This window comes from Kribbella sp. NPDC050459, from assembly GCF_040655315.1.
GTDB lineage: Bacteria > Actinomycetota > Actinomycetes > Propionibacteriales > Kribbellaceae > Kribbella.
Map to the genome: position 1 here is coordinate 432,954 of NZ_JBFAJQ010000005.1, position 24,324 is coordinate 457,277.

At 70.0% G+C, this 24,324-nt stretch carries 28 protein-coding genes; 15 read left to right on the forward strand and 13 right to left on the reverse strand.

The features are described from left to right. Positions 1–14 precede the first annotated feature (14 nt). Complete coding sequence (locus AB0I12_RS20880) at positions 15–737, forward strand: ABC transporter ATP-binding protein (RefSeq protein WP_359932050.1); 723 nt, start codon at positions 15–17, stop codon at positions 735–737. Then, positions 734–1,471 carry an ABC transporter permease gene (locus tag AB0I12_RS20885; protein ID WP_359932053.1) on the forward strand — a complete coding sequence of 246 codons (738 nt, stop codon included), beginning with the start codon at positions 734–736 and terminating at the stop codon, positions 1,469–1,471. The genes AB0I12_RS20880 and AB0I12_RS20885 overlap by 4 nt, the downstream gene beginning before the upstream one ends. 42 nt (positions 1,472–1,513) lie before the next feature. On the opposite strand, the gene AB0I12_RS20890 is transcribed toward AB0I12_RS20885, so the two are convergent. From AB0I12_RS20890 to AB0I12_RS20905, 4 genes are read right to left on the reverse strand one after another with little or no spacing between them, the layout of a single operon-like run. Next, on the reverse strand, positions 1,514–2,422 hold the full coding sequence (locus AB0I12_RS20890; protein ID WP_359932056.1) for a hypothetical protein: 909 nt from the start codon (positions 2,420–2,422) through the stop codon (positions 1,514–1,516). Between the two features lie 59 nt (positions 2,423–2,481). Beyond that, a complete protein-coding gene (locus AB0I12_RS20895; protein WP_359932058.1) occupies positions 2,482–3,513 on the reverse strand; it encodes a hypothetical protein in 1,032 nt (343 codons plus the stop codon). 11 nt (positions 3,514–3,524) lie between these two features. Further along, complete coding sequence (locus AB0I12_RS20900) at positions 3,525–4,031, reverse strand: SigE family RNA polymerase sigma factor (RefSeq protein ID WP_359932061.1); 507 nt, start codon at positions 4,029–4,031, stop codon at positions 3,525–3,527. 58 nt (positions 4,032–4,089) lie between these two features. After that, the gene (locus tag AB0I12_RS20905) at positions 4,090–5,124 is read right to left on the reverse strand and encodes a DUF695 domain-containing protein (RefSeq protein WP_359932063.1); all 1,035 of its coding nucleotides are present in this window, start codon (positions 5,122–5,124) and stop codon (positions 4,090–4,092) included. 69 nt (positions 5,125–5,193) lie between these two features. Here AB0I12_RS20905 and AB0I12_RS20910 point away from each other — a divergent pair, with 69 nt between their 5' ends. After that, positions 5,194–6,123, forward strand: a complete 930-nt coding sequence (locus tag AB0I12_RS20910) for a proline dehydrogenase family protein (protein WP_359932066.1) — start codon at positions 5,194–5,196, stop codon at positions 6,121–6,123. Here the strand turns inward: AB0I12_RS20910 and AB0I12_RS20915 are convergent, their stop codons facing one another. Beyond that, positions 6,124–6,663: a hypothetical protein gene (locus AB0I12_RS20915; protein ID WP_359932069.1), complete on the reverse strand. Its 540-nt coding sequence runs from the start codon at positions 6,661–6,663 to the stop codon at positions 6,124–6,126. Between the two features lie 103 nt (positions 6,664–6,766). On the opposite strand from AB0I12_RS20915, the gene proC reads away from it, so the two are divergent. Together proC and AB0I12_RS20925 are read left to right on the forward strand one after the other, a co-directional pair. Next, complete coding sequence (gene proC, locus AB0I12_RS20920; RefSeq protein ID WP_359932072.1) at positions 6,767–7,570, forward strand: pyrroline-5-carboxylate reductase; 804 nt, start codon at positions 6,767–6,769, stop codon at positions 7,568–7,570. A 70-nt stretch (positions 7,571–7,640) separates the two neighbouring features. Continuing rightward, positions 7,641–8,207 carry a hypothetical protein gene (locus AB0I12_RS20925; protein WP_355694698.1) on the forward strand — a complete coding sequence of 189 codons (567 nt, stop codon included), beginning with the start codon at positions 7,641–7,643 and terminating at the stop codon, positions 8,205–8,207. On the opposite strand, the gene AB0I12_RS20930 is transcribed toward AB0I12_RS20925, so the two are convergent. Continuing rightward, positions 8,200–8,634, reverse strand: a complete 435-nt coding sequence (locus AB0I12_RS20930; RefSeq protein WP_359932075.1) for a PPOX class F420-dependent oxidoreductase — start codon at positions 8,632–8,634, stop codon at positions 8,200–8,202. The two genes, AB0I12_RS20925 and AB0I12_RS20930, sit on opposite strands and share 8 nt — an antisense overlap. Positions 8,635–8,684: 50 nt before the next feature. Here AB0I12_RS20930 and AB0I12_RS20935 point away from each other — a divergent pair, with 50 nt between their 5' ends. Next, the gene (locus tag AB0I12_RS20935) at positions 8,685–9,041 is read left to right on the forward strand and encodes a helix-turn-helix domain-containing protein (protein WP_359932078.1); all 357 of its coding nucleotides are present in this window, start codon (positions 8,685–8,687) and stop codon (positions 9,039–9,041) included. Positions 9,042–9,045: 4 nt separating this feature from the next. Next, positions 9,046–9,948, forward strand: a complete 903-nt coding sequence (locus AB0I12_RS20940; RefSeq protein ID WP_359932080.1) for a TIGR03560 family F420-dependent LLM class oxidoreductase — start codon at positions 9,046–9,048, stop codon at positions 9,946–9,948. On the opposite strand, the gene AB0I12_RS20945 is transcribed toward AB0I12_RS20940, so the two are convergent. The 3 genes from AB0I12_RS20945 to AB0I12_RS20955 form a co-directional block, all read right to left on the reverse strand. Further along, complete coding sequence (locus tag AB0I12_RS20945) at positions 9,934–10,680, reverse strand: endonuclease/exonuclease/phosphatase family protein (RefSeq protein WP_359932083.1); 747 nt, start codon at positions 10,678–10,680, stop codon at positions 9,934–9,936. The two genes, AB0I12_RS20940 and AB0I12_RS20945, sit on opposite strands and share 15 nt — an antisense overlap. Beyond that, positions 10,677–11,645: a tryptophan--tRNA ligase gene (gene trpS / locus AB0I12_RS20950; protein WP_359932086.1), complete on the reverse strand. Its 969-nt coding sequence runs from the start codon at positions 11,643–11,645 to the stop codon at positions 10,677–10,679. The genes AB0I12_RS20945 and trpS overlap by 4 nt, the downstream gene beginning before the upstream one ends. 156 nt (positions 11,646–11,801) lie before the next feature. Beyond that, a complete protein-coding gene (locus tag AB0I12_RS20955; protein WP_359932089.1) occupies positions 11,802–12,539 on the reverse strand; it encodes a hypothetical protein in 738 nt (245 codons plus the stop codon). Positions 12,540–12,839: 300 nt separating this feature from the next. Here AB0I12_RS20955 and AB0I12_RS20960 point away from each other — a divergent pair, with 300 nt between their 5' ends. Next, positions 12,840–14,015, forward strand: coding sequence for an acetoin utilization protein AcuC (locus AB0I12_RS20960; RefSeq protein ID WP_359932092.1), 1,176 nt, complete (start codon positions 12,840–12,842; stop codon positions 14,013–14,015). Positions 14,016–14,133: 118 nt separating this feature from the next. Beyond that, on the forward strand, positions 14,134–14,349 hold the full coding sequence (locus tag AB0I12_RS20965; protein ID WP_012923942.1) for a helix-turn-helix domain-containing protein: 216 nt from the start codon (positions 14,134–14,136) through the stop codon (positions 14,347–14,349). Positions 14,350–14,413: 64 nt separating this feature from the next. On the opposite strand, the gene AB0I12_RS20970 is transcribed toward AB0I12_RS20965, so the two are convergent. Next, positions 14,414–14,902 (reverse strand): MarR family transcriptional regulator, encoded by a 489-nt coding sequence (locus AB0I12_RS20970; RefSeq protein ID WP_359932096.1) that lies wholly within the window; start codon positions 14,900–14,902, stop codon positions 14,414–14,416. 64 nt (positions 14,903–14,966) lie between these two features. Here AB0I12_RS20970 and AB0I12_RS20975 point away from each other — a divergent pair, with 64 nt between their 5' ends. Then, positions 14,967–16,211 (forward strand): amidohydrolase family protein, encoded by a 1,245-nt coding sequence (locus AB0I12_RS20975; RefSeq protein WP_359932099.1) that lies wholly within the window; start codon positions 14,967–14,969, stop codon positions 16,209–16,211. Here the strand turns inward: AB0I12_RS20975 and AB0I12_RS20980 are convergent. Beyond that, positions 16,208–17,068, reverse strand: coding sequence for an alpha/beta hydrolase (locus tag AB0I12_RS20980; protein WP_359932101.1), 861 nt, complete (start codon positions 17,066–17,068; stop codon positions 16,208–16,210). The genes AB0I12_RS20975 and AB0I12_RS20980 overlap by 4 nt on opposite strands. Positions 17,069–17,122: 54 nt before the next feature. Here AB0I12_RS20980 and AB0I12_RS20985 point away from each other — a divergent pair, with 54 nt between their 5' ends. Continuing rightward, the gene (locus AB0I12_RS20985; protein WP_359932104.1) at positions 17,123–18,910 is read left to right on the forward strand and encodes a BTAD domain-containing putative transcriptional regulator; all 1,788 of its coding nucleotides are present in this window, start codon (positions 17,123–17,125) and stop codon (positions 18,908–18,910) included. Here the strand turns inward: AB0I12_RS20985 and AB0I12_RS20990 are convergent. Together AB0I12_RS20990 and AB0I12_RS20995 are read right to left on the reverse strand one after the other, a co-directional pair. Then, a complete protein-coding gene (locus tag AB0I12_RS20990; protein ID WP_359932107.1) occupies positions 18,907–19,122 on the reverse strand; it encodes a hypothetical protein in 216 nt (71 codons plus the stop codon). The genes AB0I12_RS20985 and AB0I12_RS20990 overlap by 4 nt on opposite strands. A gap of 79 nt (positions 19,123–19,201) precedes the next feature. After that, entirely contained in the window at positions 19,202–20,074 is an 873-nt protein-coding gene (locus tag AB0I12_RS20995; protein WP_359932109.1) for a class I SAM-dependent methyltransferase, read from the reverse strand. Positions 20,075–20,184: 110 nt separating this feature from the next. Between AB0I12_RS20995 and AB0I12_RS21000 the strand changes: the two genes are divergently transcribed. The 4 genes from AB0I12_RS21000 to AB0I12_RS21015 all read left to right on the forward strand — a co-directional run bounded on the left by AB0I12_RS21000 (position 20,185) and on the right by AB0I12_RS21015 (position 24,192). Then, positions 20,185–20,286, forward strand: coding sequence for an AURKAIP1/COX24 domain-containing protein (locus AB0I12_RS21000; protein WP_008356322.1), 102 nt, complete (start codon positions 20,185–20,187; stop codon positions 20,284–20,286). Positions 20,287–20,322: 36 nt separating this feature from the next. Then, positions 20,323–21,330: an NAD-dependent epimerase/dehydratase family protein gene (locus AB0I12_RS21005; RefSeq protein WP_359932114.1), complete on the forward strand. Its 1,008-nt coding sequence runs from the start codon at positions 20,323–20,325 to the stop codon at positions 21,328–21,330. Further along, positions 21,323–22,435, forward strand: a complete 1,113-nt coding sequence (locus tag AB0I12_RS21010; protein ID WP_359932117.1) for a lysophospholipid acyltransferase family protein — start codon at positions 21,323–21,325, stop codon at positions 22,433–22,435. Before AB0I12_RS21005 ends, AB0I12_RS21010 begins: the two co-directional genes overlap by 8 nt. 512 nt (positions 22,436–22,947) lie before the next feature. Then, positions 22,948–24,192, forward strand: a complete 1,245-nt coding sequence (locus AB0I12_RS21015; protein WP_359932141.1) for an IS256 family transposase — start codon at positions 22,948–22,950, stop codon at positions 24,190–24,192. The last annotated feature ends 132 nt before the right edge of the window (positions 24,193–24,324 follow it).

Below are 24,324 nucleotides of genomic sequence, written 5' to 3' on the forward strand. Positions count from 1 at the left end.
GCTAAATTCATCATATGATGAAAAACGCGGTGAGCTGCCGTGACGTCGTCGTGGTGCGCGGCGACCGGGAGGTCCTCCACGGGGTCGGGTTCGACCTCCGGGCCGGGACCGTGACCGGGCTGCTCGGGCCGTCCGGCTGTGGCAAGACGACGCTGATCCGCGCGATCGTCGGCCTGCAGGCGCGGGTGACCGGCGACGTCTCGGTCCTCGGGCTGCCGGCCGGCGCGCCGAAGCTGCGCGGGCGGATCGGCTACGTGACGCAGGAGCCCAGTGTGTACGGCGATCTGACCGTCACCGAGAACCTGCGCTTCTTCGCGGCGGTCCTCGGGGTCGCGTCGGGCGACGTCGAACGGGTGATCGAGGCTGTCGACCTCGCCGACCGTGCGGACGTCCGTGTCGACCGCCTGTCCGGCGGCGAGCAGTCGCGGGCCTCGTTGGCCGCCGCGCTCCTCGGTGACCCGGAGTTGCTGGTGCTCGACGAGCCGACGGTCGGGCTCGACCCGGTGCTGCGGCGCGATCTCTGGGCGCTCTTCCATCGGCTCGCCGACGGCGGCGCGACGCTGCTCGTCTCCAGCCATGTCATGGACGAGGCCTCCCGCTGCGACCGGCTCCTGCTGATGCGCGAGGGCGAACTGCTGGCCGACGACACGCCGCAGGCGCTGCTCGCGTCGGCCGGCGCCGGCGAGATGGAGCAGGCGTTCCTCACCCTGATCGACCGGAAGGCTGGTGCGCGATGACCCCGCGGGTGACGTTCGCCGTTGCGGCCAGGGTGCTGGCGCAGCTGCGCCGGGACCACCGGACGGTGGCGATGCTGATCGTGCTGCCGACCCTGCTCGTCAGCCTGATGTGGTGGATGTTCACCGACTCCCCGATGGTCTTCGACCGGATCGGCGGACCGCTGCTCGCGGTCTTCCCGTCGATCGTCATGTTCGTGGTCACGTCGGTCGCGACGCTGCGCGAACGGTCCAGCGGCACCCTGTCCCGGCTGTTCACGATGCCGATGGGCAAGCTGGACTTCCTGCTCGGGTACGCGCTCGCCTTCGCGCTGATCGCCGTCGTCCAGGCGCTGGTGGTCGTCTCGATCGCCTTGTACCTGCTGGATCTGGACATCCAGGGCGACGCCTGGCAGCTTGGTGTGGTCGCGGTCCTCGACGGCGTCCTCGGTACGGCGCTGGGCCTGTTCGCGAGCGCGTTCGCGGCGACCGAGTTCCAGGCCGTGCAGATGATGCCGGCCGTGATGATCCCGCAGATCCTGCTGTGCGGCCTGCTCGTTCCCCGCGACCAGCTGCCGACGGTCCTGCACGCGATCAGCGACGTCCTGCCGCTGTCCTACGCCGTCGACGCCGTCCTGGGAGTTGCCGCAGGCAACGGATTCACCTCGGGCGTCGGCGGTGACACGCTGGTGGTCGTCGCCTTCATCCTGGCGGCTCTGGGCCTGGGTGCGGCAACCCTCAGACGCCGTACGGCTTAGGGGATCTGGCGCGCGCCGTGGGGTGCGCGCGCCAGACCTGTCCTACTCGCCGAACAGCCAGTCGGACTTCACCGGCGGGGCCCAGCGGAAGTAGCTGGGGTCGGCGAAGGTGCCCGGCACCTTTCCGTGGCCGGTGATCGACGTCTTCGCCCCGTCCGCGTGACCGAAGGTGTAGAGGTACGCCGACTTGGTCTCCTTGTCGATGCCGACGACAACGGTCCCGTAGTTGCCACAACCGCCGGCGACGAGCGTCTCGAAGCCCTGCCAGGTCGCTGACCGCACCTTGGTGACGACCGGCCGCAGTTGGGAGTTGACCGGGATGCGGATGGTGTAGAGCGCGCCGCCGCGGGTGTTCGCGAGGAACGTGTCGTACGCCGCGGCCTTGCTGATCAGCGTCATCGACTTCACCGCCGCGAACCCGGACGCCGATCCGTACGCCTTCCAGGCGCCGGTGTCGCCGACGACCCACCGGAACAGCACGCCGTCCGAGCGGAGCGCGTACTCGTAGGTTCGCGGGTGCGCCGGGTCGTCGTTGAACACCGACGTCTCGTGGTCGACGAACCTGCTCCATCCGCCGCCGATCCGGGCCAGTTCCGACGACGTCACCTTGCCGCTCTTGTCGAGCTCGAGCCAGTGCTGGTACATCGAGTCCCCGAGCACGACCCGCCCGGACCGGGAACTGCCGGTCGCCGTCGCCTCGTTGACGAGTGTCGCGACCATCCGCGCCGCGCCGTCGGCGTACACGTTCGGTACGACGCTCCGCGCGCCGGCCGCCGGCGGTGCCGACGCGGTCAGCCGTTGCAGTGTCTGATCACCACCCGCCGTCACCGAGCCGAGGTTCAGCCCGCAGGACGCGGTGGCTGCCGTCGTCCCGGCGACGGCGGTGTTCACGCCCGCGGCGGCCAGTCCGGCCGCCGCGAGCAAGGTCAAGGTCGTACGAAGTTTCCCCATGTCTCCCCCTTCGAAAAGTTCGATGGGTAAGACCAACGAGGCCGCCGTTCGGTTGATAACTATTCGAAGACTTTGACGATCTTCCCGGCCTTGTCGTACGCCGCGACCTTCGGGTACGTCTTCTGCTGGTGGACCGCTGAGTTCTTCCAGGTGAAGGCGAACCAGCCGCCCTCGCCGACCGGGACCTGGTAGGCCGGGCCGTTCGCGATCTGCAGGCGGACCGTGACGGCGTCCTTCGAGCCGACTCGGCCCCAGCCGCTCATTCCCCACCCCTTGCAGATCCCTGCGGTGCAAGGCCCGCTGCCGCCTCCGCCGACGTACATATCGGTGCGAGCGGACTTGTCGGCCGGGTTCAGCACCGGGTCGCTGCTGGTGAGGTTGGTCAGCGTCGCGAACCTCGTATTGCCCTGGAGGCCGGTCTCGAACGGGACGTTCGTTTGCAGCAAGCACTCCATGACCTTGTGGCCGGTGGGGGAGATCACAACCACCTCGGCCTGTCCGAGAGGCTTCGACTCGTCGGACGCCACGACCTGCCAGCCGGTCACGTCGACCCAGGCCAGGACGGAACAGTTGCGGAGCTTGCCGGCGATGCTCTTCGGCATCGGATCCTTGTTTGCCGCCGCGACCAACTCGGGTGACGGCTTGTCGCCGCCGGGGACGATGCACTTGTTCTTCTTGTCGCCGACCTTCATGTCGTACAGCGCCAGGTGGCCGGACCGGGCTCCCTTGGTGTCCACGAGCTTGCGCTTCTCGTCCGGATTCCGCAGCTCACAGCGGCGCTGCGCTTCGGCCATGGTGATCCGCTGGTCCGCGCCGGCCTCGCCGCGCGGCACTCCCGGCACGGCCTCGAACCGATGGGGCGGGTTGCCGGCGATCCCCGGTTGGTTGTCGGCCGAGCTCAGGTTGGGCAGCAGACTGGCGCCGAGGGCGATCACCGCGACGCCTGCGACCGCACCGCCCGCGCCCAGCAGCTTGCGGTGGCGCCTGGTGCGGCGGCCGCGGGCCAGTAGTTCGGTCGTGTCCAGCGGCTGCATCGTCTCCGACTCGGCGAGCCGGTGCAGTTCGGCGCTGATCTCTCGTACGTCTTCCATCTCGTTCTCCTTCACAGCGCCCGGCTCGTCCGCCGCTGGTCGATGGCTCGTCGGAGAGTTTCGAGACCACGTGCCGCCTGGCTCTTCACGGTGCCCGTGGAGCAGCCGAGGATGTCCGCGGTCTGCTCGACGGACAGGTCCTCGTAGTACCGCAGGACGACGCAGGCGCGCTGCCGCGGACCGAGCGATCGCAGGGCCGCCAGGACCTCGTCCCGGTCGGCGTGCCCGACCGCGAAGTCGTCGTCACCGGCCCGGTCCGGTACGTCGGCGATCGCCACCTCCCGGCGCCACGGCCGGCGTTTCCCGTCGTACGCCGCGTTCACCACCGTCCGGCGGGCGTACGCGAACGGGTTGCCCACCCGCCGTACCTTCGGCCAAGCCAGGTACAGCTTGTACAGCGCGTCCTGGACGATGTCGTCGGCCCGGTGCCGGTCACCCGACACCAGGAACGCCGTCCGCCGCAACGCCGCCTCGGCTCCCTCGACGAACTCGACGAACTCCCGGTCCCGCTCCGCCATCCGCGCCTCCACTCTCCATCTCCCCCTCAAGACGAAAAGCCCGGACTCCCAGGTTGCATCACCCCGACAGGTGCGCGACGTTCTGCCAGGCGGGGTCTGGGGAGGCGGTCAGCGCCACCTTGCCGTGCGGCCAGCCGGTCGTGGCGGCCTGGAGCTGGGCGTCGGCGGGCGTGGTGCCGTCGACGTAGTAGTGCAGGATCCGGACGCCGGCGGACGTCTCGTGGGCGAGCAGGTTGCCGGAGCCGCCGAGGCGGTCGGTGAGGTGGTCCTCGAAGGCCCGCAGCTCGTCGAGCATCTCGGACTCGGGCAGCCCGTCCTCGCGGACCAGGGGATAGTGGATGGCGACCGCCACGTGGGTGTCGAGATGCGGCCGGCGGATCGACCGCAGCGGGTACTCGGCGGTCGCGATCACCCGCTGCCCGTCGCGGGTCCCCTCCAGCATCTTCCACGCCGGGCTGCCGTCCTCGAGCGTGTGCTCGGCGGCGAACCCGGCCACCGCCGGCAGCAGTTCGGTCACCGGTACGGCGTCCTGCGGCGCGTCCGGCAGCGTGTCGATCGCGCCCACCCACGTCTCCACCATCTCCTCGCCGAGCACCAGGTCGAGGATCAGGAACGTCACCCGCCGCTGCGCGTCCACCGGCAGCGACGAGAACACCGGGTGGTGGACGCCGACGTGCACCGCCGCCGCGTCGGGTTCGATCGAGACCAGCGACTCGTCGATCGCGACCGGCGGGAGCCCGTCGAACTGCAGCGTCACCGCGGGCCCGGGGCGGCGCAGGTCGGCGTACTCCCAGACATGGTCGGACGGCGGGGCGGCGCGCAGCCAGCGGCGGGCGATCGCACGCTGCGCCGGGTTGCCCGCCGCGGTGACGATCAGCACGTGCTCGGCGTGCAGCCCGGGACCGAGCTCCCACTCCAGGTCGGGGTGGATGCGGGCGACCCGCTCGTTCAGTTCCGCGTTCGCGCCGGTCGGCTCCCGGCGGCTGACGGCGTCCGCTACGCCGCCGGCTCCGGCGCTCGACCACCAGGACCAGAACGCGCCGATCGGGTCGGCCTCCACAGCGTTCCGGCGGCGGCGCTTGAAGATGGGCATAGGCGCATCCTCTAACAAGCAGGGGTGCGACTATCGAACCAGTGACCCCTGGTTGAGGAGGAACACGGAGTGCTTCGGCGAATGCTGCTGGGTGTGTCCCGCAGTCCCCAGATCAAGAAGGCGGTGGCGTCGCTGCCGGTGTCCAGTGGCATCGTCGCGCGCTTCGTCGCCGGTGAGACCGCTCCGGAGGCGGTGCTGGCCACCGAGAAGCTGGTCAGCAACGGGCTGCGCGTCACCCTCGACCATCTCGGCGAGGACGTCACCGATCCGGCCGCCGCGACCGCGACCGCCGACGCGTACCTGGAGCTGCTCAAGAAGCTGTCCGCGGCCGGCCTGACGAAGTACGCCGAGGTCTCGGTGAAGCTGTCCGCGGTCGGGCAGGCGCTGCCCGGTGACGGCGAGAAGATCGCGCTCGACAACGCGCGGACGATCTGCCTCGCCGCCCGCAACGCCGGGACGACGGTCACGCTGGACATGGAGGACCACACGACGACCGACTCGACGCTGGGGATCCTCCGTGAGCTGCGCCAGGACTTCCCGGCGACGGGCGCGGTCCTGCAGGCGTACCTGCGGCGTACCGAGGCCGACTGCCGCGACCTCGCGTACGCCGGCTCCCGCGTCCGGCTCTGCAAGGGCGCCTACAAGGAGCCCGAGTCGGTCGCGTTCCAGGAGAAGCGCCAGGTCGACAAGGCCTACGTCCGCGCCCTGAAGATCCTGATGAACGGCCAGGGCTACCCGATGATCGCGTCGCACGACCCGCGGCTGATCCGGATCGCCGGCGCGCTGGCCGACCGCGCGCGGCGCAAGCCGGGCAGCTACGAGTACCAGATGCTGTACGGCATCCGCCCTGAGGAGCAGCTCCGGCTGGCCGGCCTCGGCCACACGGTCCGCGTCTACGTCCCGTACGGCGAGGACTGGTACGGCTACCTCGTCCGGCGCCTCGCCGAGCGCCCTGCCAACCTGCAGTTCTTCGCCCGCTCCTTGATCACCAAGAAGTAATCAGCACGGATAGCCGTACTGCGTGCCGTACCAGGCGCTCCAGCCTGTGAAGTTCCGAGTGTCCCCGTCCTTGAGCTCGTACATCTGCCAGCGGACGCACTTGCCTTCGACGTGGTCGTAGTTGCACTTCCCCCAGCCGTCAGCGGACGGGAGCGCCTGGCAGTACCGGTCCTTGCCGTAGTTGGTCTGTACGTGCACCACGGCGGCCCAGCCGTTGGCGATGCCGTCCACCACCCACTGGTCGTCACCGACCCACTGGTAGCAAGTGGCGCCGATCTCGTAGCCGTAGAGGATGCAGTGGTCGACGGGCGACGTGTACGAATAGCCTGCCGTCGACATCGCCGCGGGGGCGACCACGGTGGCCATGGTCGGGTTGGTCAGGGTTCCGGTGTCGCCGTCATCCGTGTCGGTGTCGGCGGCCTGCACGACAGCGGCAGCTCCGGAGGCGGCCACGGCTTGTGTGGCGGCGGTGACTTGGGTCAGGCCGCTGGCCAGCAGGAGAGCGGCGGCGGGGACGGCGAGGGCGCGCAGCATTCGCATGGGCGGTCTCTTCTCGGGGCGGAGGAGTGGGAGAGGAGAGCCTATGTCCCGCCTGGTGGGCAGCGGGACCGGGATCTGAGCAGTTCGTCAGTAGTCTGTGGGCATGAGTGCAAAGGTGGCCGTTCTCGGGGCCGGGGTGATGGGGGAGACGTTGCTGTCCGGGCTGATTCGGGCCGGGCGGCGACCGGAGGACCTCCTGATCACCGAGCGCCGGGAGGAGCGTGCCGCCGAGCTGCGTGAGCGGTACGGCGTCGACGTCGTGTCGAACGTGGAGGCCGCGAAGCAGGCCGAGACGCTGGTCCTGGTGGTGAAGCCCCAGGACATGCCGGACCTGCTCGCCGAGATCGCCCCGGCGGTCCGGCCGTCGCAGACCGTCGTCTCGCTCGCCGCCGGTATCACCACCACCTTCGTCGAGTCGCGGCTGCCGGAAGGCGTGGCCGTCGTCCGGGTGATGCCGAACACGCCCGCCCTGGTCGACGAGGGGATGGCCGCCATCTCCCGCGGCGCGCACTGCGACGAGAGCCACCTGGAGCTGGCCGAGAGCCTGCTGGCCGCGACCGGCCGGGTGATCCGGGTGCCGGAGAAGCAGCAGGACGCGGTCACCGCGATCTCGGGCTCCGGTCCGGCGTACCTGTTCTTCGTCGTCGAGGCGATGATCGAGGCCGGCGTCCACATGGGCCTGCCGCGCGGTACGTCGACCGAGCTCGTGGTGCAGACCGTGGTCGGATCCGCGAAGCTGCTGCGCGAGACCGGCGAGCACCCGACGGTGCTTCGCGAGCGTGTGACGTCTCCGGGCGGTACGACGGCCGCCGCGGTCCGGGAGCTCGAGGACCACAAGGTCCGCGCCGCGTTCCTGTCCGCGATCGAGGCCGCTCGCAACCGGTCACGGGCCCTGGCCGCCGAGTAACACCTCTCGCGCGGGTGGCGTTAAGGTGGGCGCCGAGGTTTCCCACCATGTTCGAGGGATGAGTCCGCCCATGACTAATGGTTCGGTCGAGCCGGTCGCCGCGCCTGCGCCGCAGCAGGAGGTGCCGCCGCTCCCGTGGCGAGTGCCGCTGGACCCGGCGCCGTGGTGGGCCTGGACGCTGTTCGTGCTGCCGTTCGTCGTCGTGCCGGCGCTGAACTCGTGGCTGTGGATGGGCGCCCGCGACATGCTGGCCGTCGGGCTGCTGACGATCATCGGCGCGTCGGTCGTCCGGGTCGCCGGCGGCGTCGTGCTGTACCGCGTCGAGTTGTTCCCGAGCGGCCTGAAGGCGCGGACGAGCATGCTGATCCGCAGCCTGGCCTGGCAGGACGTCGGCAAGATCGAGGTCGGCGACGACAACGTCGTGCTCACCCGCGGCCCGGACGAGCACGAGATCAACGGCATTCCCACCGACCGCACCGCCGAGGTCGCCGCGGTGATGGAGGCCCTGCGCGAGCGTTCCCTGACCACCCCGGTCCGCCGCCACCGCCCGCGCCCCGGCATCGGCGCCGCGCTCGTCCTGCTCTACGTCGTGCTCTCGATCGGCGCCTTCCTGCTCCGCTGGCACATCGTCATCTGACCGCCCACGGCCCTTCCCCGGTCACCTTCTCGACCCGCACCCGCACGACCGTCGCCCCGGCGTACACCTGCTCGCTGCCGAACGGGAACGTCTCCTGGCCGAGGTACTTCCGCGCCAGCCGGTCCATCAGCGTCTTGTACGCCGGGTTGCCGGGTCCCTCCAACTGCACGGTTCCGCGCACGACCAGGTACTGCGTCAGGCCGCGCGGGCTGATCCGGTCGTCCTGCACGAGCAACGTGATCCGCGGGTCCCGGCGCAGGTTCCGGGTCTTGCGGTGCTTCTCCTCGACGCCGATCAGGAGGTCGTCGCCGTCCCGCCCGACCCACACCAGCGCGGCCTGCGGCGACCCGTCCGGGTCGATCGTGATCATCGTGACGTCCTTCGGCTCGTCGAAGAGCCGGTAGCTGCTCTCGGGAAGTCTGCTCATGCGGCAGACGCTAGACAGCGCCGTGGGAACCTCTGGGTACCCTGACCGCTGTGCACGGAGTGGAACCCGGAGATGTCTTCCTGGCCGACTGCCCGGCCCGGCTCGCGGTCGAGGTGATCGCCGACAAGTGGGCGGTCGTGGTGCTGTGGGGTCTCAACGATCACGCCAGACGGCACTCCGAGCTGCTCGAACTGATCGGCGGCATCTCGAAGAAGGTGCTCACCCAGACGCTGCGCCGCCTGCAGACCAACGGTCTGGTTGCCCGTACGGACCACGGCGGCGTACCCCCTCGGGTCGAGTACGCGCTCACCGAACTCGGACGCACGCTGATGGGACCGGTCCGGTTGCTCACAGAGTGGGCAGAAGAGAACGGCGAAGCGGTGCTGGAGGCGCAGGAGAGAGGATGACGGCATGGACTTCTCTTTGTGGCCTGCGGCCTCCCGGGACTGGCAGTCGGTGCTCGACGGCGCCGAGTACGCCGAGCGGACCGGCTGGCACGGCGTGTGGATCGCTGACCATTTCCTGCAGAACGGGGACGATCTGAGCGTCCCGGTGAACGAGGCGCTGGCGCTGGTCGCCGGGATCGTCGCGCGGACCGAGCGGGTCCGGGTCGGCACGATGGTGCTCGGCAACACCTACCGGCACCCGGCCGTGGTGGCGAGCGCGGCCGCGACCATCGACCAAATGGCGAACGGCCGGTTCGTGCTCGGCATCGGTGCGGGCTGGCAGGTGAACGAGCACGCGGCGTACGGCATCGAGCTGCCGCCGATCGAGCCGCGGCTCAAGCGCTTCGAGGAAGCATGCCAGGTCATCAAGGGGTTGCTGACGCAGGAGCGGACGACCTTCGACGGCAAGTACTACCAGCTGTCGGACGCGCCCTGTGAGCCGAAACCGGCGCAGCTCCCGATCCTGATCGGCGCGTCCGGCGAAAAGGTTGCCCTCGGCATCGTTGCCAGGTATGCGGACGAGTGGAACCACTGGGGACGTCCCGCTCTGGCGGCGCAGAAGGGCGAGGTGTTCGCCCAGCACTGCGAGCGGGTGGGGCGGGATCCCCGGACCGTCAGGCGGTCGGCCCAGACCTTCCTCGAGATCGTCGACCCGGGGGACACCGAGGCAGCCGAGCGGAAGGCCCGGTTGGAGCAGCGTGGGGCCCATGTGGTGATGGGGTCGGCGCAGGAGGTGCTCGACGTGGTCGCGCAGTACCCGGCGGCCGGGATCGACGAACTGCTGGTCCCGGACGCGTTCCTCGGTGAGGGCAACCGGCGGTTCGACGCGCTGGAACGGCTGCGCGAAGAGGTCCTACTGAAGTTCTAGCGTCGCGAACAACGGCCAGTGGTCGCTCGGCACGCGGCCGTCCGGGCGGTAGTGCGAGACGGCCGCCTCGGTCACGGTCCACTCCTTCGTGACGAGGATGTGGTCGATGCGGTCGTCGTCGGTCGCGCCGGTGAAGTCGTGCCAGCTGCCGCCCGCCGCGGCCGGTACGGCGAGGCGCAGCCCGGAGTCCACCAGCGTCTTCAGCGGCGGGGAGTCCGGTGTCGCGTTCAGGTCACCCATCACGATCCACGGCAGCGACCCGGTGATCCAGCGCGCGATCAGCCGGGACGACTGCAGCTGCGCGACCTCGCCCGCGTGGTCGTAGTGCGTGTTGACGAGGCCGACCGTCGTACCGTTGCGGTGCCGCAGCCACACCAGGGTCGCGACCCGCGTCAGGTCGGCGTCCCACCCGATCGATCCCGGCGTCCCGGGGTCGTCGGACAGCCAGCGGGTCTCGTGCCGCTCGATCCGCCAGTCGCCGGGCCGGACCAGGACGGCGGCGTGCTCGCCCGCGCTCATGCCGTCGTCCCGGCCGGCGCCGACCAGCTCGTGCTTCGGGAACCGCCAGCGCAGGTAGTCGAGCTGGTCGGGCAGCACTTCCTGCAGCCCGACCACGTCCGGGTCCAGGTGCTCGATCGCCGCCACCGTCGCCTTCCGCCGGACCGGCCAGGCGTTGTCGCCGTCGGGCGCGGAGGAGTTGCGGATGTTGAACGAAGCGGCGCGGATCTTCATACAGGTGATCCTGCCAAACCCATCGCGCGGGACGCCGCCCGGAGTCGCGGTGTGCTCGCCTCGAGCGCCCGGTCCCGGCCCTGCGCGAGCAGATCCTCGATCGCGCCGCGGTCGGTCGTGAGCCGCGCGTACTCCTTCTGCAGCGGCTCGATGACGGCCAGCACCGCGTCCGCGACGTCCTGCTTCAGCGCGCCGTACGATGCGTAGGACTTCGCGAGCTCGACCGGATCGCCGTCGGTGCAGGCCGCGAGGATCTCCAGCAGGTTCGTGATACCCGGCTTGTCCGCCTCGTCGTGCCGGACCTCGTTCCCGGAGTCGGTGACCGCGCGCATGATCTGCCGGCGGATGACGTCCGGCGGGTCCAGCAGCCGGATCGTGCCGATCGCGTCGTCGGCGTCGGACTTGCTCATCTTCGCGGTCGGGTTCTGCAGGTCCTTCACCCGGGTCGCGAGCGCCGCCTTGTTCAGCTGCGGTACGACGAACGTGTCGCCGTACTCGCGGTTGAACCGGATCGCGATGTCCCGGGCCAGCTCGACGTGCTGGTCCTGGTCGCCGCCGACCGGGACCTGCTCCGCGCCGTACAGCAGGATGTCCGCGGCCATCAGGCACGGGTACGTGAACAGCGAGGCCCGCGTCATCGGGCGGCCCTTGCCCTTCTCCTTGTACTGGATCATCCGGGACAGCTCACCGACGTACGACGTGCACTCCAGCAGGTACGCGAGCTGGGCGTGCGTGGGGACGTCGGACTGGACGAAGACGGTGCCCTCGGGGACACCGGCCGCGAGCATCAGCGTCGCGAACTCGCGGGTCAGCGCGGCGAGTCTTCGCGGATCGTGCTTGGTCGTCATCGCGTGCAGGTTCGCGACGAAGTAGAAACCGTCCGGGTCGGTGAACCGGCGCAGCGCGCCGAGGTGGTTGCCGAGCGTCAGCCGGCCGGACGGGGTGATGCCGGAAAGCGAGGTCATGATCGTGCCCTTTCGGTGGTGTGTGAGGCCCCACCGAGGACATGAAAAAGGCCGCCTCGGCGAGGCGGCCTCAGTGGCTGCGTGCGAACACGCCGGGTGGACCGCCCTAGGCGGCCCACCACAGCTGCAAGTTCGTGTTCACGGATTCAGCATAACTCAACGCTGGACGAGCGACTGGACGATCAGCTCGTTGCGGGCGTCCTGACCGAGCGGCACCGTCGGGTGCACGCCGTCGCGCAGGTAGTTGAGCAGCCGGTACGGCTTGACCCAGAGCCACTCGGCCCACCGGATGATCCGCAGGTTCGGGTACTTCTCCTGCTGGTCGTAGAGCTGCATGTTGAGCCACGAGCTGTTCCGCTGGTCGGCGAGCTGCACGGTCGAGGTCACGCTCTTGCGGACGACCTGGATGTTGACCCAGTACAGGATCCGGTTCTGGCCGACGATGCTGACCGCCCGGGCCACCTGGGCGGCGAACTTCGGCGGGTCGAAGATGTCGTTGGAGCCGCTCGCCATCAGGACCCGCCGCGGCAGACCGTACGCCGACGCGCACTGCTGGAGTGCGTCGACCGCGCCGGAGGTCGGCCGGCTGGACCAGTTGTTGACGGCCAGTTGGCTGCCGTCGCGGTCCTGCAGCCGGATCGCAAGCGCCTTGCCGTCCTGCACGGAGATGCTGTCGCCGAACATGAACACGCCGTTGGTCTCACGGGTGTGCTGGAACTGCGCCGCGGTGGAGATGGCACGGGTCGCACTGGCCCAGGAGCCGAGCACGCCGGAGCCGTACGGCCCGGTGTCCGACGACGTGGTGGCGGATGCGGTCTCGGTCGAGGCGGCCACCGTCGCGGCGGCCGCGGCCGCCGCTCCTACTGTAAAGATCTGCCGCCGGTTGGGTTTCATTTGCCTCACCGGAGAACTGTGGCGGCCGACCGAGGGTACTCGCAAGTCCGAATCTCACTGTCCGCAGTCGCCCGATGCCGCGGCGGACCCAGAATCTGCGGTTTCTGCGCCTCCGACGGCAAAATCTGTAACGCTTTGCAGTCCGGCGCCGATGAATCGACTGTTGGACCGCTGGCGGGGCCGGCGCGGCCAGGGAGGGGTGTCGCGCCGTCCGTGCCTGTTGAGCCCGGACCCCGCTCAACCCGGTTGGAGCGGCTTCGGACCCGCGCTTGCGCAGGCGCGACGGTTAAGGTCGAGGGCATGAGCGGTGAGGCGTTGCTGGTGTTCGACGACGGGCTGACGGCGTACGACTTCGGCCGGGGACACCCGATGAGTCCGATCCGGGTGGAGCTGACCATCAAGCTCGCCCGTGAGCTCGGCGTCCTCGACCATCTCAAGGTCGCGCCCGCGCCGACCGCCGACGACGCGTTGCTCGAGACCGTGCACACCGCCGAGTACGTGGCCGCGGTGAAAGCGGCCGGCGACCACCCCGACGAGGCCGATCCGGTGCACGGCCTGGGCACGTCGGACACGTACTGCTTCCCGCGCATGCATGAGGTCTCGGCGCGGATCGCCGGCGCGACCGTGGAGGCCGCCCGCGCGGTCTGGGAGGGGGACGTCCTGCACGCCGCGAACGTCGCCGGCGGCCTGCACCACGCGATGCCCAACCAGGCCAGCGGATTCTGCGTCTACAACGATCCGGCGATCGCGATCCGGTGGCTGCTCGACCACGGCGCCGAGCGGGTCGCGTACGTCGACGTCGACGTCCACCACGGGGACGGCGTACAGACCGTGTTCTACGACGACCCGCGGGTGCTGACCGTCAGCCTGCACGAGTCGCCGACCACACTCTTCCCCGGCACCGGAAGCGCCGGTGAGACCGGCGGACCGGACGCCGAGGGTACGGCGGTCAACGTCGCGCTGCCGCCCGGCACCGGGGATGCGGGCTGGCTGCGCGCGTTCCACGCCGTCGTACCCGACGTGGTGAAGGCGTTCCGACCGAGCGTGCTGGTCACGCAGCACGGCTGCGACTCGCACGTCGAGGACCCGTTGGCGCACCTCACGAAGACGATCGACGGGCAGCGGGCGGCGTACGTCGCGCTGCACGACCTCGCGCACGAGGTGGCGGACGGGAAATGGGTCGCCACGGGCGGCGGCGGGTACGCGATCATCGACGTCGTGCCGCGGGCCTGGACGCATCTGCTGGCGATCGTCGCCGGTACGCCGATCGACCCCGCGACGCCGGTGCCGGACGCCTGGCGCGAGGAGGTCCAGCTGCGGTTCGGGCGGGTCGCGCCGCTGCGGATGACGGACGGCCGCGACGCGTCGTACGTCGACTGGTCGAACGGTTACAACCCCGACACCTGGCTGGACCGCGCCATCAAGGCGACCCGTGACGCGAGCTTCCCGCTGCTCGGTCTCGACCCGAGCTGGTGAGTCACACGAGTCCCCCTCTTTCCCATTCGTACCAACAGCCACTAGGCTCGTGACATGCACGGACGGAGGTGCCGGAGGGGAAGCCGGCGCACGATCCGTGCTGGAAGTGCGGTGCGCAATGGCATCAAAGAAGTCCGGTGGTGAGCAGCCGCTCGCCGAGGTGAAGTTCCTGACCGTGGCGGAAGTCGCCACGGCCATGCGCGTGTCCAAGATGACGGTGTACCGGTTGGTGCACTCCGGTGAGCTGCCCGCGGTGCGGGTGGGTCGTTCGTTCCGGGTGTCGGAGGACGCCGTGCACGACTACCTCAAGGGCGCCTTCTTTCAAGCCGGATAACAACGAGAACGAGGCGGCTCGGCCCTGAGGGGTCGGGCCGCCTCGTTGTCTGTCCGCGCGGGGTTTACCGGCGGCGGGCGGACAGGCCTCGTAGCGCGGCGGTGGCCGCCTCCAGCGTGTCGGCCGGGATGTCGGCCCACAGCTCGGCGTGGGCGGCCGAGCTGGCCTTCACAGCCTGCTCGGCGAGGCTGATTCCCTCCGGGGTCAGCCGGACCTGCGTCCCGCGACCGTCGTCCGGGTCGGGCTCGCGGACGACCAGGCCGCGGCGGACCAGCTGGTTCGTCACATTGCTCGTGCCGCCGGAGGACAGCAACAGGATCCGGACCAGGTCGGACGGCTTCTGGCGGTACGGCGCCCCGGACCGGCGCAGCGAGACGATCACGTCGAACTCCGCCATCGTCAGCTCCAGGTCGCGGAGCACCCGCCGGGTCGCCGAGTTCAGCTCGCCGGCGAGCAGCATGATCCGCTTCGTCAGCTCGCTGGTCGGATAGAGCACCTCGGGCAGCTCGTGCTCCCAGGAGGCGATCACCCGGTCCACAGGGTCGTCGGTCACGGTTGACAGCCTAGCTTTCTTTGATGATAGCTTTCCTTAAAGCTTTCTACTGAGGGAGATGCTCGTGAGGCTGTTGCTGAAGGGCGGGACGGTGATCGACACCTCCCCGGAGGTCGTCGTCCGCCGGGACACCGACGTCCTGATCGAGGACGGACGGATCGCCGCGGTCGGGCCGGGATTGGAGGTCGACGCGGAGGTGATCGACGCGCGGGAGCGGATCGTGCTGCCCGGATTCGTCGACACCCATCGGCATCTGTGGCAGACGGCGCTGCGGGGGATCGCGGTCGACGCCGGGCTCGGGACCTATTTCGAGCGGGTGCTCGGCGCCCACGGGTCACGGTTCCGGCCGGAGGACGTTGCTGCAGGCAACCTCGTCGGCGCGCTCGAGTGCCTGGACGCCGGGATCACCACCGTGCAGGACTACTCACACGTCCAGCGCACCCCCGACCACGCCGACGCGGCGCTGGACGCGCTGGAGCGTAGCGGCATCCGGGCCGTCTTCGGCTACGGGCCGTCGCCGTTGAGCGGCGGCGCCGTGGATGCGGGGGAGATGCGCCGGGTGCTGGCCCGCCGCTCCGGGCGGCTCGGGGTCGCGGTGGCGGCGATCGGGCCGTCGTTCGCGCCGTTCGAGACCGTGCGGGCGGACTGGGGGCTCGCGGATGCTCTCGGGGTGCCGGTCGTCGTACACATCAGCAGCAGTTCGGACGTGCCCGATCCGGTCACGCGGTTGCGGGACACCGGGCTGGCGCGGCCCACCACGCTGTACGTTCACGGCAACAACCTGCCGGACTCCGAGCTGAAGGTGATCGCGGAGACCGGCGCGGCCGTCTCCGCGACACCGACCGTCGAGGCCCGCATGGAGATGGGCCAGCCACTAGCCGGCCGCCTGCGAGCAGCCGGCGTCGACTTCAGCCTCGGTGTCGACGTCGTGACAACAGCCGGCGGCGACATGTTCCGCGCCATGCACGAGGTGCTCTCCCTCGGCTATCAGACCTTCTCCTCCGCCGAGATCCTGCAGCTGGCGACATCCGCCGGCGCGCGTGCACTGGGCCTGCCCGACGTAGGATCGCTTGCGATCGGCAACCAGGCCGACGTGATCCTGCTACGCACCACAGACCTCAACCTCGCCGGCGGCTTACACGACCCAGTGGCCACTGTGGTGACATCCGCCCACCCCGGCAACGTCGATACAGTCCTGGTCGCAGGCACCCCAGTCAAGCGCCACGGCCACATCATCAGCACATCGCTGCCAGACGCCCTGTCCGAGCTCGCGGAGTCCGCGGCGTACCTCGAGGGGGCAACCGTCTAGCGGTTGAGAAGGGTCCGGATGGCTGTGGTGATCTCGGTGGGGGATTCCTCGGCCATGAAGTGGCCAGAGGTTGTGGTTTGGTGGTGGAGGTTGGTGGTCCAGGTCTTCCAGCGGGCGGCGGCGTCGAAGCCGAGGGCGGCGCCCCAGTCCTGCTGGATCACGGTCACCGGCATTCGCAACTTGGTGCCGCGGGCGAGGTCTTGCTCGTCGTGGGTGATGTCGACGGTCGCCGTGGCGCGGTAGTCCGCGACGATCGACGGCACTGCGCGCCGGCAGGCCTCCAGGTACGCCGCGCGGACGTCGGACGGGATCGCCGCGGGATCGTTGACCCACTGATCCAGGAAGTATCCGAAGAACTCGTCCGAGCTGGCCGCGATCATCCGCTCCGGCAGGCCGGGCGGCTGTGCCATCAGGTAGAGGTGGAAGCCGACCGCAGCACTGGCTCCCTGCATGACGTCCCACATGTCGAGGTTCGGCAGAACGTCCAGACACAGCAGATGGGAGACGGCATCCGGGTGATCAAGACCCGCGCGGAACGCCACCAACGCTCCCCGGTCGTGCCCGGCCAGGGCGAACCGCCGATGACCCAACCGACCGGCCACCGCGACGATATCGGCCGCCATGGCCCGCTTCGAGTACCCGTCGGCCGGTTTGCCGCTCTCGCCGTACCCGCGGAGGTCCGGGCAGATCACGGTGTGATTCGCGGCCAGCGCCGGAGCGACGTGCCGCCACATCAGGTGCGTCTGCGGAAACCCGTGCAACAACACGATCGGCGGACCCGATCCGCCGACGGCGACGTTCAGGTCGACCCCGTCTGTGCCCTCGACCTGCTGGTACTCAAAACCCTCGATCAACATGCCGACCAGCGTCGTGGATCCGGATGAGCAACGGATGAGCGCTACCGTGGCCGCGTGGAGTTCGGTGTGCTGGGGCCGGTGGTGGCCCGGGACGGGAGACCGGTCGAGCTGAAGGGCCGGCGGCACCGGGCGGTCCTCGCGCGGCTGATCGTGGCGAGAGGGCGGGTCGTGCCGGCGAGCGTGCTGGTGGACGATCTGTGGGCCGATCCGCCCGACGGCGCCCTGAGCGCCGTGCGGACGTTCGTGGCCGCGCTGCGCCGCGCGATCGAGCCCGACCGAGCGCCCAGGCAACCCGCCCGGCTGCTGGTGACGTCCGGCCCCGGCTACGCATTGAAGACCGACAACGTCGACGCGTGGCGATTCGAGACCTCGGCCAGGGCCTCGCTGCCCCCGGAACAGCTCCTGCCGGAACTCCTGGCCGGATCGACCTTGTGGCGAGGGCCGGCGTACGCCGAGTTCGTGGACGAGCCATGGGCGTCGGCCGAGCGTGCCCGGCTGACCGAGCTGCGGCTGCAGGTGGTCGAGCGGGTCGCGGAGACGCGGCTGGAGCTGGGACGAGCGGCCGAGGCCGTGCCGGATCTCGACGCACACGTCACCGAGCATCCGTGGCGCGAGGACGCGTGGCGGTTGCTGGCGCTCGCGCTGTACCGGAGCGAGCGCCAGGGCGACGCTCTCGCCGTACTGCGCCGTGCCCGGGAGACCCTGGTGGATCAGCTCGGCGTCGATCCCGGTCCCGCGCTGAGCCGGCTCGAGGGCGACATCCTCAACCAGGCGGCGCATCTGACGCCGGCCGGCACCGTCTGGGCCGAGACCACCGCCGCGTACGACCGTGCCGTCGGCGGCACCCGCGCGCGGATCGAGTCGACGGTCGGCCTGCTGCGCAACCTCGCGGTCACCGGAGGCGGCGGCCTGGAAGCGGCCCGCCGGCATCGCCTCGCCGCCATCTCGGCGGCCGCGGAACTCGGCGACCCCGATCTCACCGCGCGCGTGATCGGCGCGTACGACGTACCGGCGATCTGGACCCGCTCCGACGACGAGGCGCAGGCGGCCGCGATCGTCGCGGCGGCGGAACGGGTGCTGCCGACACAGGATCACGCCGGCCCCCGCGCGCGGCTGCTCGCCACGATCGCGCTCGAGTCCCGCGGTTCCCGGTCGCCGCGGGCCCGCGAGGCAGCGCTCGAGGCCGAGCAACTCGCCCGCGGTCTCGACGATCCCGCGCTGCTCGCGTTCGCGCTGAACGGCCTGTTCATGCAGACCTGCTACCGCGCCGGCCTCGCGGCCGAACGCGACACGATCGGCGCCGAACTCATCACACTCGCGCAGCGCCACAACCTCTTCACCTACGAGGTTCTCGGCCATCTGATCCGTCTGCAGTCCGCGTGCGCGAGAGCCGACCACACCGCGGCCGACGACCACGCCGCAGCCGCCGACGCGCTGGCCGCCCGGCACGAGCTGCCGCTCGTCGCCGTCTTCACCCGCTGGTACGCCGCGCTGCGCGACGACACCCCGGAGTCCTACCGCGCCGCCGCCGCGCTGCTCGACGGCGCGGGCATGCCCGGCCTGAGCGAGGGGCTTCTCCCGCTGGCGTTGGCCGCGCACGCCGTACGGCATGACGAACCGATCCCCGAGGCCGACTACGGACCGCACGCCCCGTGGGTGCACGGATCGCCGGATCCGCCGCCTGGGCTGCTGTTCGAGGCGTACTGGGCATTCACCGCCCACAACACGAGAGATCCCGAGCTGCTGGCGAGAGCGCGAGCTGCTCTCGCTCCGGCGGCCGGCGAACACGCGGCCGGCAGCGGCCTGCTCACCCTCGGCCCGATCGCCGGCTACCTCAGTTAGAGGTCGTCCGGAGAGCCGGACTCGGACTTCCGGCCGGCCTGCCGGCGCAGTTCGTGGTGCGACTGGTGCGCGGTCGTCCGATACGCCTCCTCGTACGCCGCCAGCGCGCCGGCCACCCCGGAGCCGCGACCGTGGCGCTTGGCCCACCGGGCGAACCAGGTCAGCCCCGCGAGCACCGCCGCCAGCCCGGCGAGAAACGCGACGTACGCCATGCCGCCACGGTACCCGGACCTCCCAGGGACCTCCCAGGAATCTCGCAGCACCGTCGCAGGCCGCGAGACCAGGATGGAATCACCAACCTGAAGGAGGCTCCCGATGCCGATCCGTTTCGTCAAGAGCGTTGCCGTAGGCACCATCGCGACCCTGGGCCTGGCCGCCGTCGCCTTCACTCCCGCCGCCTACGCGAGCACCAGCACCAAGACCGCCACACCCCACCTGGCCGTCCTGACCGAACCGATCGCCCCGGTCGCGATCCGGAAGGCGGCCTAGGTCCTCAGCCTTCCGCGCCCGGAACGCGAGTGCGTGCGGGATGTCGTAACCGCCGGGCTCCTCGAAGCGCTCGATGACCAGACCGCTGTCGACGACGGCGTTCAGGTAGTCGGCCAGGGTGAGGTGGGACATGCCGATCCGCCGGCGGATCCCGTCCTCGCCCCACCACGGCATGTCGGTGTGCCAGCCCGACTGGCGGTACGTCGGATGCACGGTCCGGCGACCGTCGTCCTCGTAGACGACATGCGGTCCGTTGAAGCAGGGGTGCACGCCGTACGCGACCAGGATGCCGCCCGGCCGCAGCACCCGGGCCGCCTCCCGCAGGACGGCGCCGAAGTCGTCGACATCGGTCGAGATCCACATCGAGACCGCCGTGTCGAAGGACGCGTCGGCGAACGGCAGGACCGCGGCGTCACCGTGCAGCAGCGGGCCGTCGGTGCGCGTCCGGGCACGGCCGAGCTGGTCGATCGAGTAGTCCAACCCAACGGGGGTCCGGCCGCTGACCCGGATCGTGCCGAGGTTGCGTCCGGTGCCGCAGCCGATGTCCAGGCACGGCCCGGATCCGGGCCCGAGCAGGTCCAGCAGACCGGGCTGATGCGGCTCCGCGTCGACCACGAACCGCTCGTCGTACCACTCCGCCAGACCGTCGTACCGCGCAGTCTTCCGGGCCTTCATCCAGCCTCCCCAGGTCCCTGTCCACCCTACCTACGGAGCCTGCTTTAGGTCGGGGAAGCGACCTGCGGGTAAGCTTTGCCGACGTTCTCTTTGAGTTTGGATGGTCCACCGTGGGTTCCGTAATCAAGAAGCGCCGCAAGCGTATGGCGAAGAAGAAGCACCGTAAGCTGCTGAAGAAGACGCGGGTGCAGCGCCGCAAGCTCGGTAAGTAAGCAGGTCTGCCGCGCCCGGTCGGCTGGGAGTTGCCCGTGGCACAGGTGGTGATGGTGACCGGCGTCTCGCGAGACGCCGGCGCTCGCTGTGCCCGCAGACTGGCCGAAGACCCGTCGATCGGCACCGTTCTCGGTATCGATGTGGTTCCGCCGCGCGCGGAGCTCGGGCGGGTCCGGTTCGTCCGGGCCGACATCCGTAACCCGGTGATCGCCAAGGTGATCGCCGCCGAGGCCGTGGACACGGTCGTCCACACCGGCGTCGTGGCCACTCCCGGCAGCGCCGGCGGCCGGTCGTCGATGAAGGAGATCAACGTCATCGGCACCATGCAGCTGCTCGCCGCCTGCCAGAAGGCGCCCGGCGTGGCCAAGCTGGTGGTCAAGTCGTCCACCACGGTGTACGGCGCGGGTGCGCGGGATCCGGCGATGTTCACCGAGGAGATGGCGCCGCGGGCGATCCATCACCACGGGCTGAGCAAGGACGCGGTCGAGGTCGAGGGATACGTGCGCGGCTTCGCCCGGCGCCGTCCCGACGTCTGCGTCAGCACGCTGCGGATGGCGAACTGGATCGGTCCCAAAACCGATTCTCCGATCACGCGGTACTTCGGCCTGCCCGTCGTCCCGACCGTCCTCGGGTACGACGCCCGCCTGCAGTTCCTGCACGAGGACGACGGCGTCGAGGCGATCCACCACGCGACCGTGAACGACCTGCCCGGGACGTTCAACCTGGCCGGTGACGGCGTCCTCTCGCTGTCCCAGGCGATTCGGCGGCTCGGCCGCCCGACGCTGCGGATGCCCTCGTTCACCGCGTCCGGCACCGCCGCCGCCGTCCGGCGGACCCGGCTGGCGGACTTCTCGCCGGACCAGATCACCTTCCTCACCTTCGGGCGCGGCGTGGACACCACGCGGATGCGCACCGAGTTCGGGTTCGAGCCGAAGTACACGACCGCGGAGGCCTTCGACGACTTCCGGCGGTCGCTCGGGACCGGCGCGACGACGCGGGTGTCGAGCCTGCTCACCGCGGGCCTGGGGGCGCTGCGTGGCTGACGCGGACGTGATCCCGATCGGCTCCGGCGGTCGCCCGGGCCGGGGTACCGGACGCCGTACGACGCCTTCGGCCGCGGCGCGGGCGCTCGCCGGACAGGCCGGCCGAGCGAAGAAGGGCCGCGCCACCAAGAGCGCCGACGACGTCGCCGCGGGTTCGCGGGCGGCAGAGCTCCAGGGCGAGCCGGCCGGCGCCGTACCGGACGTCGACGGACCCGAGCTGCCGCCGTTGGACTTCGCGGGACTGGAGCGGGCCGTCCGTGGGCTGTTCGGCGAGGACGGCGAGCGCCGGGTCGCCGAGTGGCTGGCGTTCCTGCGCCGGCGGCTGACCGGCGACTACGAGCTCGACGAGTTCGGATACGACCGTGACCTGTCCGACCAGGTGCTGCTGCCGATGCTGCGGCCGATGGTGGAGAAGTGGTTCCGGGTCGAGGTCCGGGGGATCGAGAACATCCCGTCCGACCGCAGCGCGCTGATCGTCGCGAACCACTCCGGCACGATGCCGCTCGACGGGCTCGTCACCCAGGTGGTCGTCGCGGACCACACCGGACGGCCGCTGCGCACGCTCGCGGCGGACCTGGTGTTCCAGACGCCGTTCGTCGGCGAGCTGTCCCGTAAGGGCGGCGCGACGCTGGCCAACAACGACGACGCCGAGCGGCTGCTCCGGCAGGGCAACCTGGTCGGGGTCTGGCCGGAGGGCTTCAAGGGACTCGGCAAGCCGTTCTCGGAGCGGTACAAGCTGCAGCGCTTCGGGCGCGGCGGCTTCGTCAGCGCCGCGATGCGGACCGGCGTACCGATCGTGCCGTGCTCGATCGTCGGCGCCGAGGAGATCTATCCACTGGTCGGGAACATCGCCTCGCTGGCCCGGCTGCTCGGCGTCCCGTACATCCCGGTCACGCCGTTCTTCCCGCTGCTCGGGCCGCTCGGCCTGATCCCGCTGCCGTCCAAGTGGCTGATCGAGTTCGGCGAGCCGATCCGCACCGACGAGTTCCCCGACGGGGCCGCCGACGACCCGATGCTGGTCTTCAACGTGACCGACCAGGTCCGCGAGACCATCCAGCAGACGCTCTACGCATTGCTCATGCAGCGCCGCAGCGTCTTCTTCTAGACAGAGGGTTATTCGGACGTCTCGCCGGACCGTACTCGCAGGCCCGTACGGCATCCCGGCAGCCCGCGCCGGCGGCTTGGATGTCGCCTTCAGCCCCGTCGAGCGCCTGGCGGACGCGCTCGTCTCCTGACCTCGACCGCCGTGCTGACCCCACCGTCGGCAGGCCGGCGGTTCCATCCTCGGACGTCCAGCACTCATCAACCTTCCCGCCCGGTGATGCGGCGCGCTCAGCAGGTAGTTGGCGAGGCCGGATTGACGCGTTTGGTGAGTGCTGGAGATTCGCCGGTGGCACGCCGCAGTCAACCGACGAAGTCGCGGATTCGAGAGCCTTTCTGAATAGCCCTCACCCAAGTTCCAGACACAAACGAAAGGCCCCGGCAACGGCGGGTTCACGCGGTCCGGGACTGTCCGCATAACGGTGTTTCCGGCCCGACGCGCCGACTGTGAGGGTTGGCGGGGAAGGTGCGGCGATGACCGCGACACTGCCGGATGTGGCAGGCAAGAAGAAGCAGATGAGGGAGTCGGCCGAGCAGCAGGCGGCGGCTCAGTTGGTGCGGTTGGCCAAGGAGCAGGGGCTGTCGCTGACCGGCCCGGACGGGCTGCTGAAGCAGTTGAACAAGATGGTGCTCGAGACCGCGTTGAACGAGGAGTTGACCGAGCACCTGGGCCACGAGAAGGGGGGCCGGGCCGACTCGGGCAACGTCCGCAATGGCACCCGGTCGAAGACCGTGTTGACCGAGAACTCCGGGTCGGTCGCGCTCGACGTGCCGCGGGACCGGGCCGGGACCTTCGAACCGCAGATCGTGAAGAAGCGGCAGCGCCGGTTGTCCGGTGTGGACGAGGTGGTGCTGTCGTTGTATGCCAAGGGCCTGACCACCGGTGAGATCTCGGCGCACTTCTCCGAGATCTATGGCGCCTCGGTCAGCAAGGAGACCATCAGCCGGATCACCGACAAGGTGATCGAGGAGATGACCAGCTGGGCGAGCCGGCCGCTGGACGAGGTGTATGCGGCGGTGTTCATCGACGCCATCGTGGTCAAGGTCCGCGACGGGCAGGTCGCCAACCGGCCGTTCTATGCCGCGATCGGTGTCACTTTGGCCGGCGAACGCGACGTGCTCGGGCTGTGGGCAGGCACCGCGGGCAGTGGCGAGGGCGCGAAGTTCTGGATGACCGTGCTGACCGACCTGCGCAACCGCGGCCTGCGGGACGTGTTCTTCGTCGTCTGCGACGGGTTGAAGGGCCTGCCCGAGGTGGTGGCCAACGTGTGGCCGCCGGCGATCGTGCAGACCTGCATCATCCACCTGATCCGCAACACGATCCGGCTCGTCTCCCGCAAGTACTGGCCGGAGATCTCCCGCGATCTCAAGCCGATCTACACCGCCGTCAACGCCACCGCCGCCCGGGCCGCGTTCGACGAGCTGGCCGGCAAGTGGGCACAGCGCTACCCGGCGGTGGTCCGGTTGTGGGACAACGCCTGGGAGGAGTTCATTCCGTTCCTGGACTACGACCTCGAGATCCGCCGGGTCCTGTGCTCCACGAACGCGATCGAGTCCCTGAACGCCCGCTACCGGCGCGCGATCAGGGCCCGCGGCCACTTCCCGACCGAACAAGCCGCGCTGAAGTGTCTCTACCTCGTGACCCGCTCGCTGGACCCCACCGGCACCGGCCGGGCACGATGGGCCATGCGGTGGAAACCAGCGCTCAACGCGTTCGCGATCACCTTCGGCGACCGATTCCCGGCAGCCGAAACCTACTGAAGAACACCGCCGGAAACACCGTTAGCGAGATAGTCCCCGCGGTCCTCGCAACACCTCGAGTTGAGGAGTTGCGGGGACCGTGTCGTTGTCGGAGGAGTTGGGGTGTCTGCTGAGGCTGGTTGATGGTGGTGT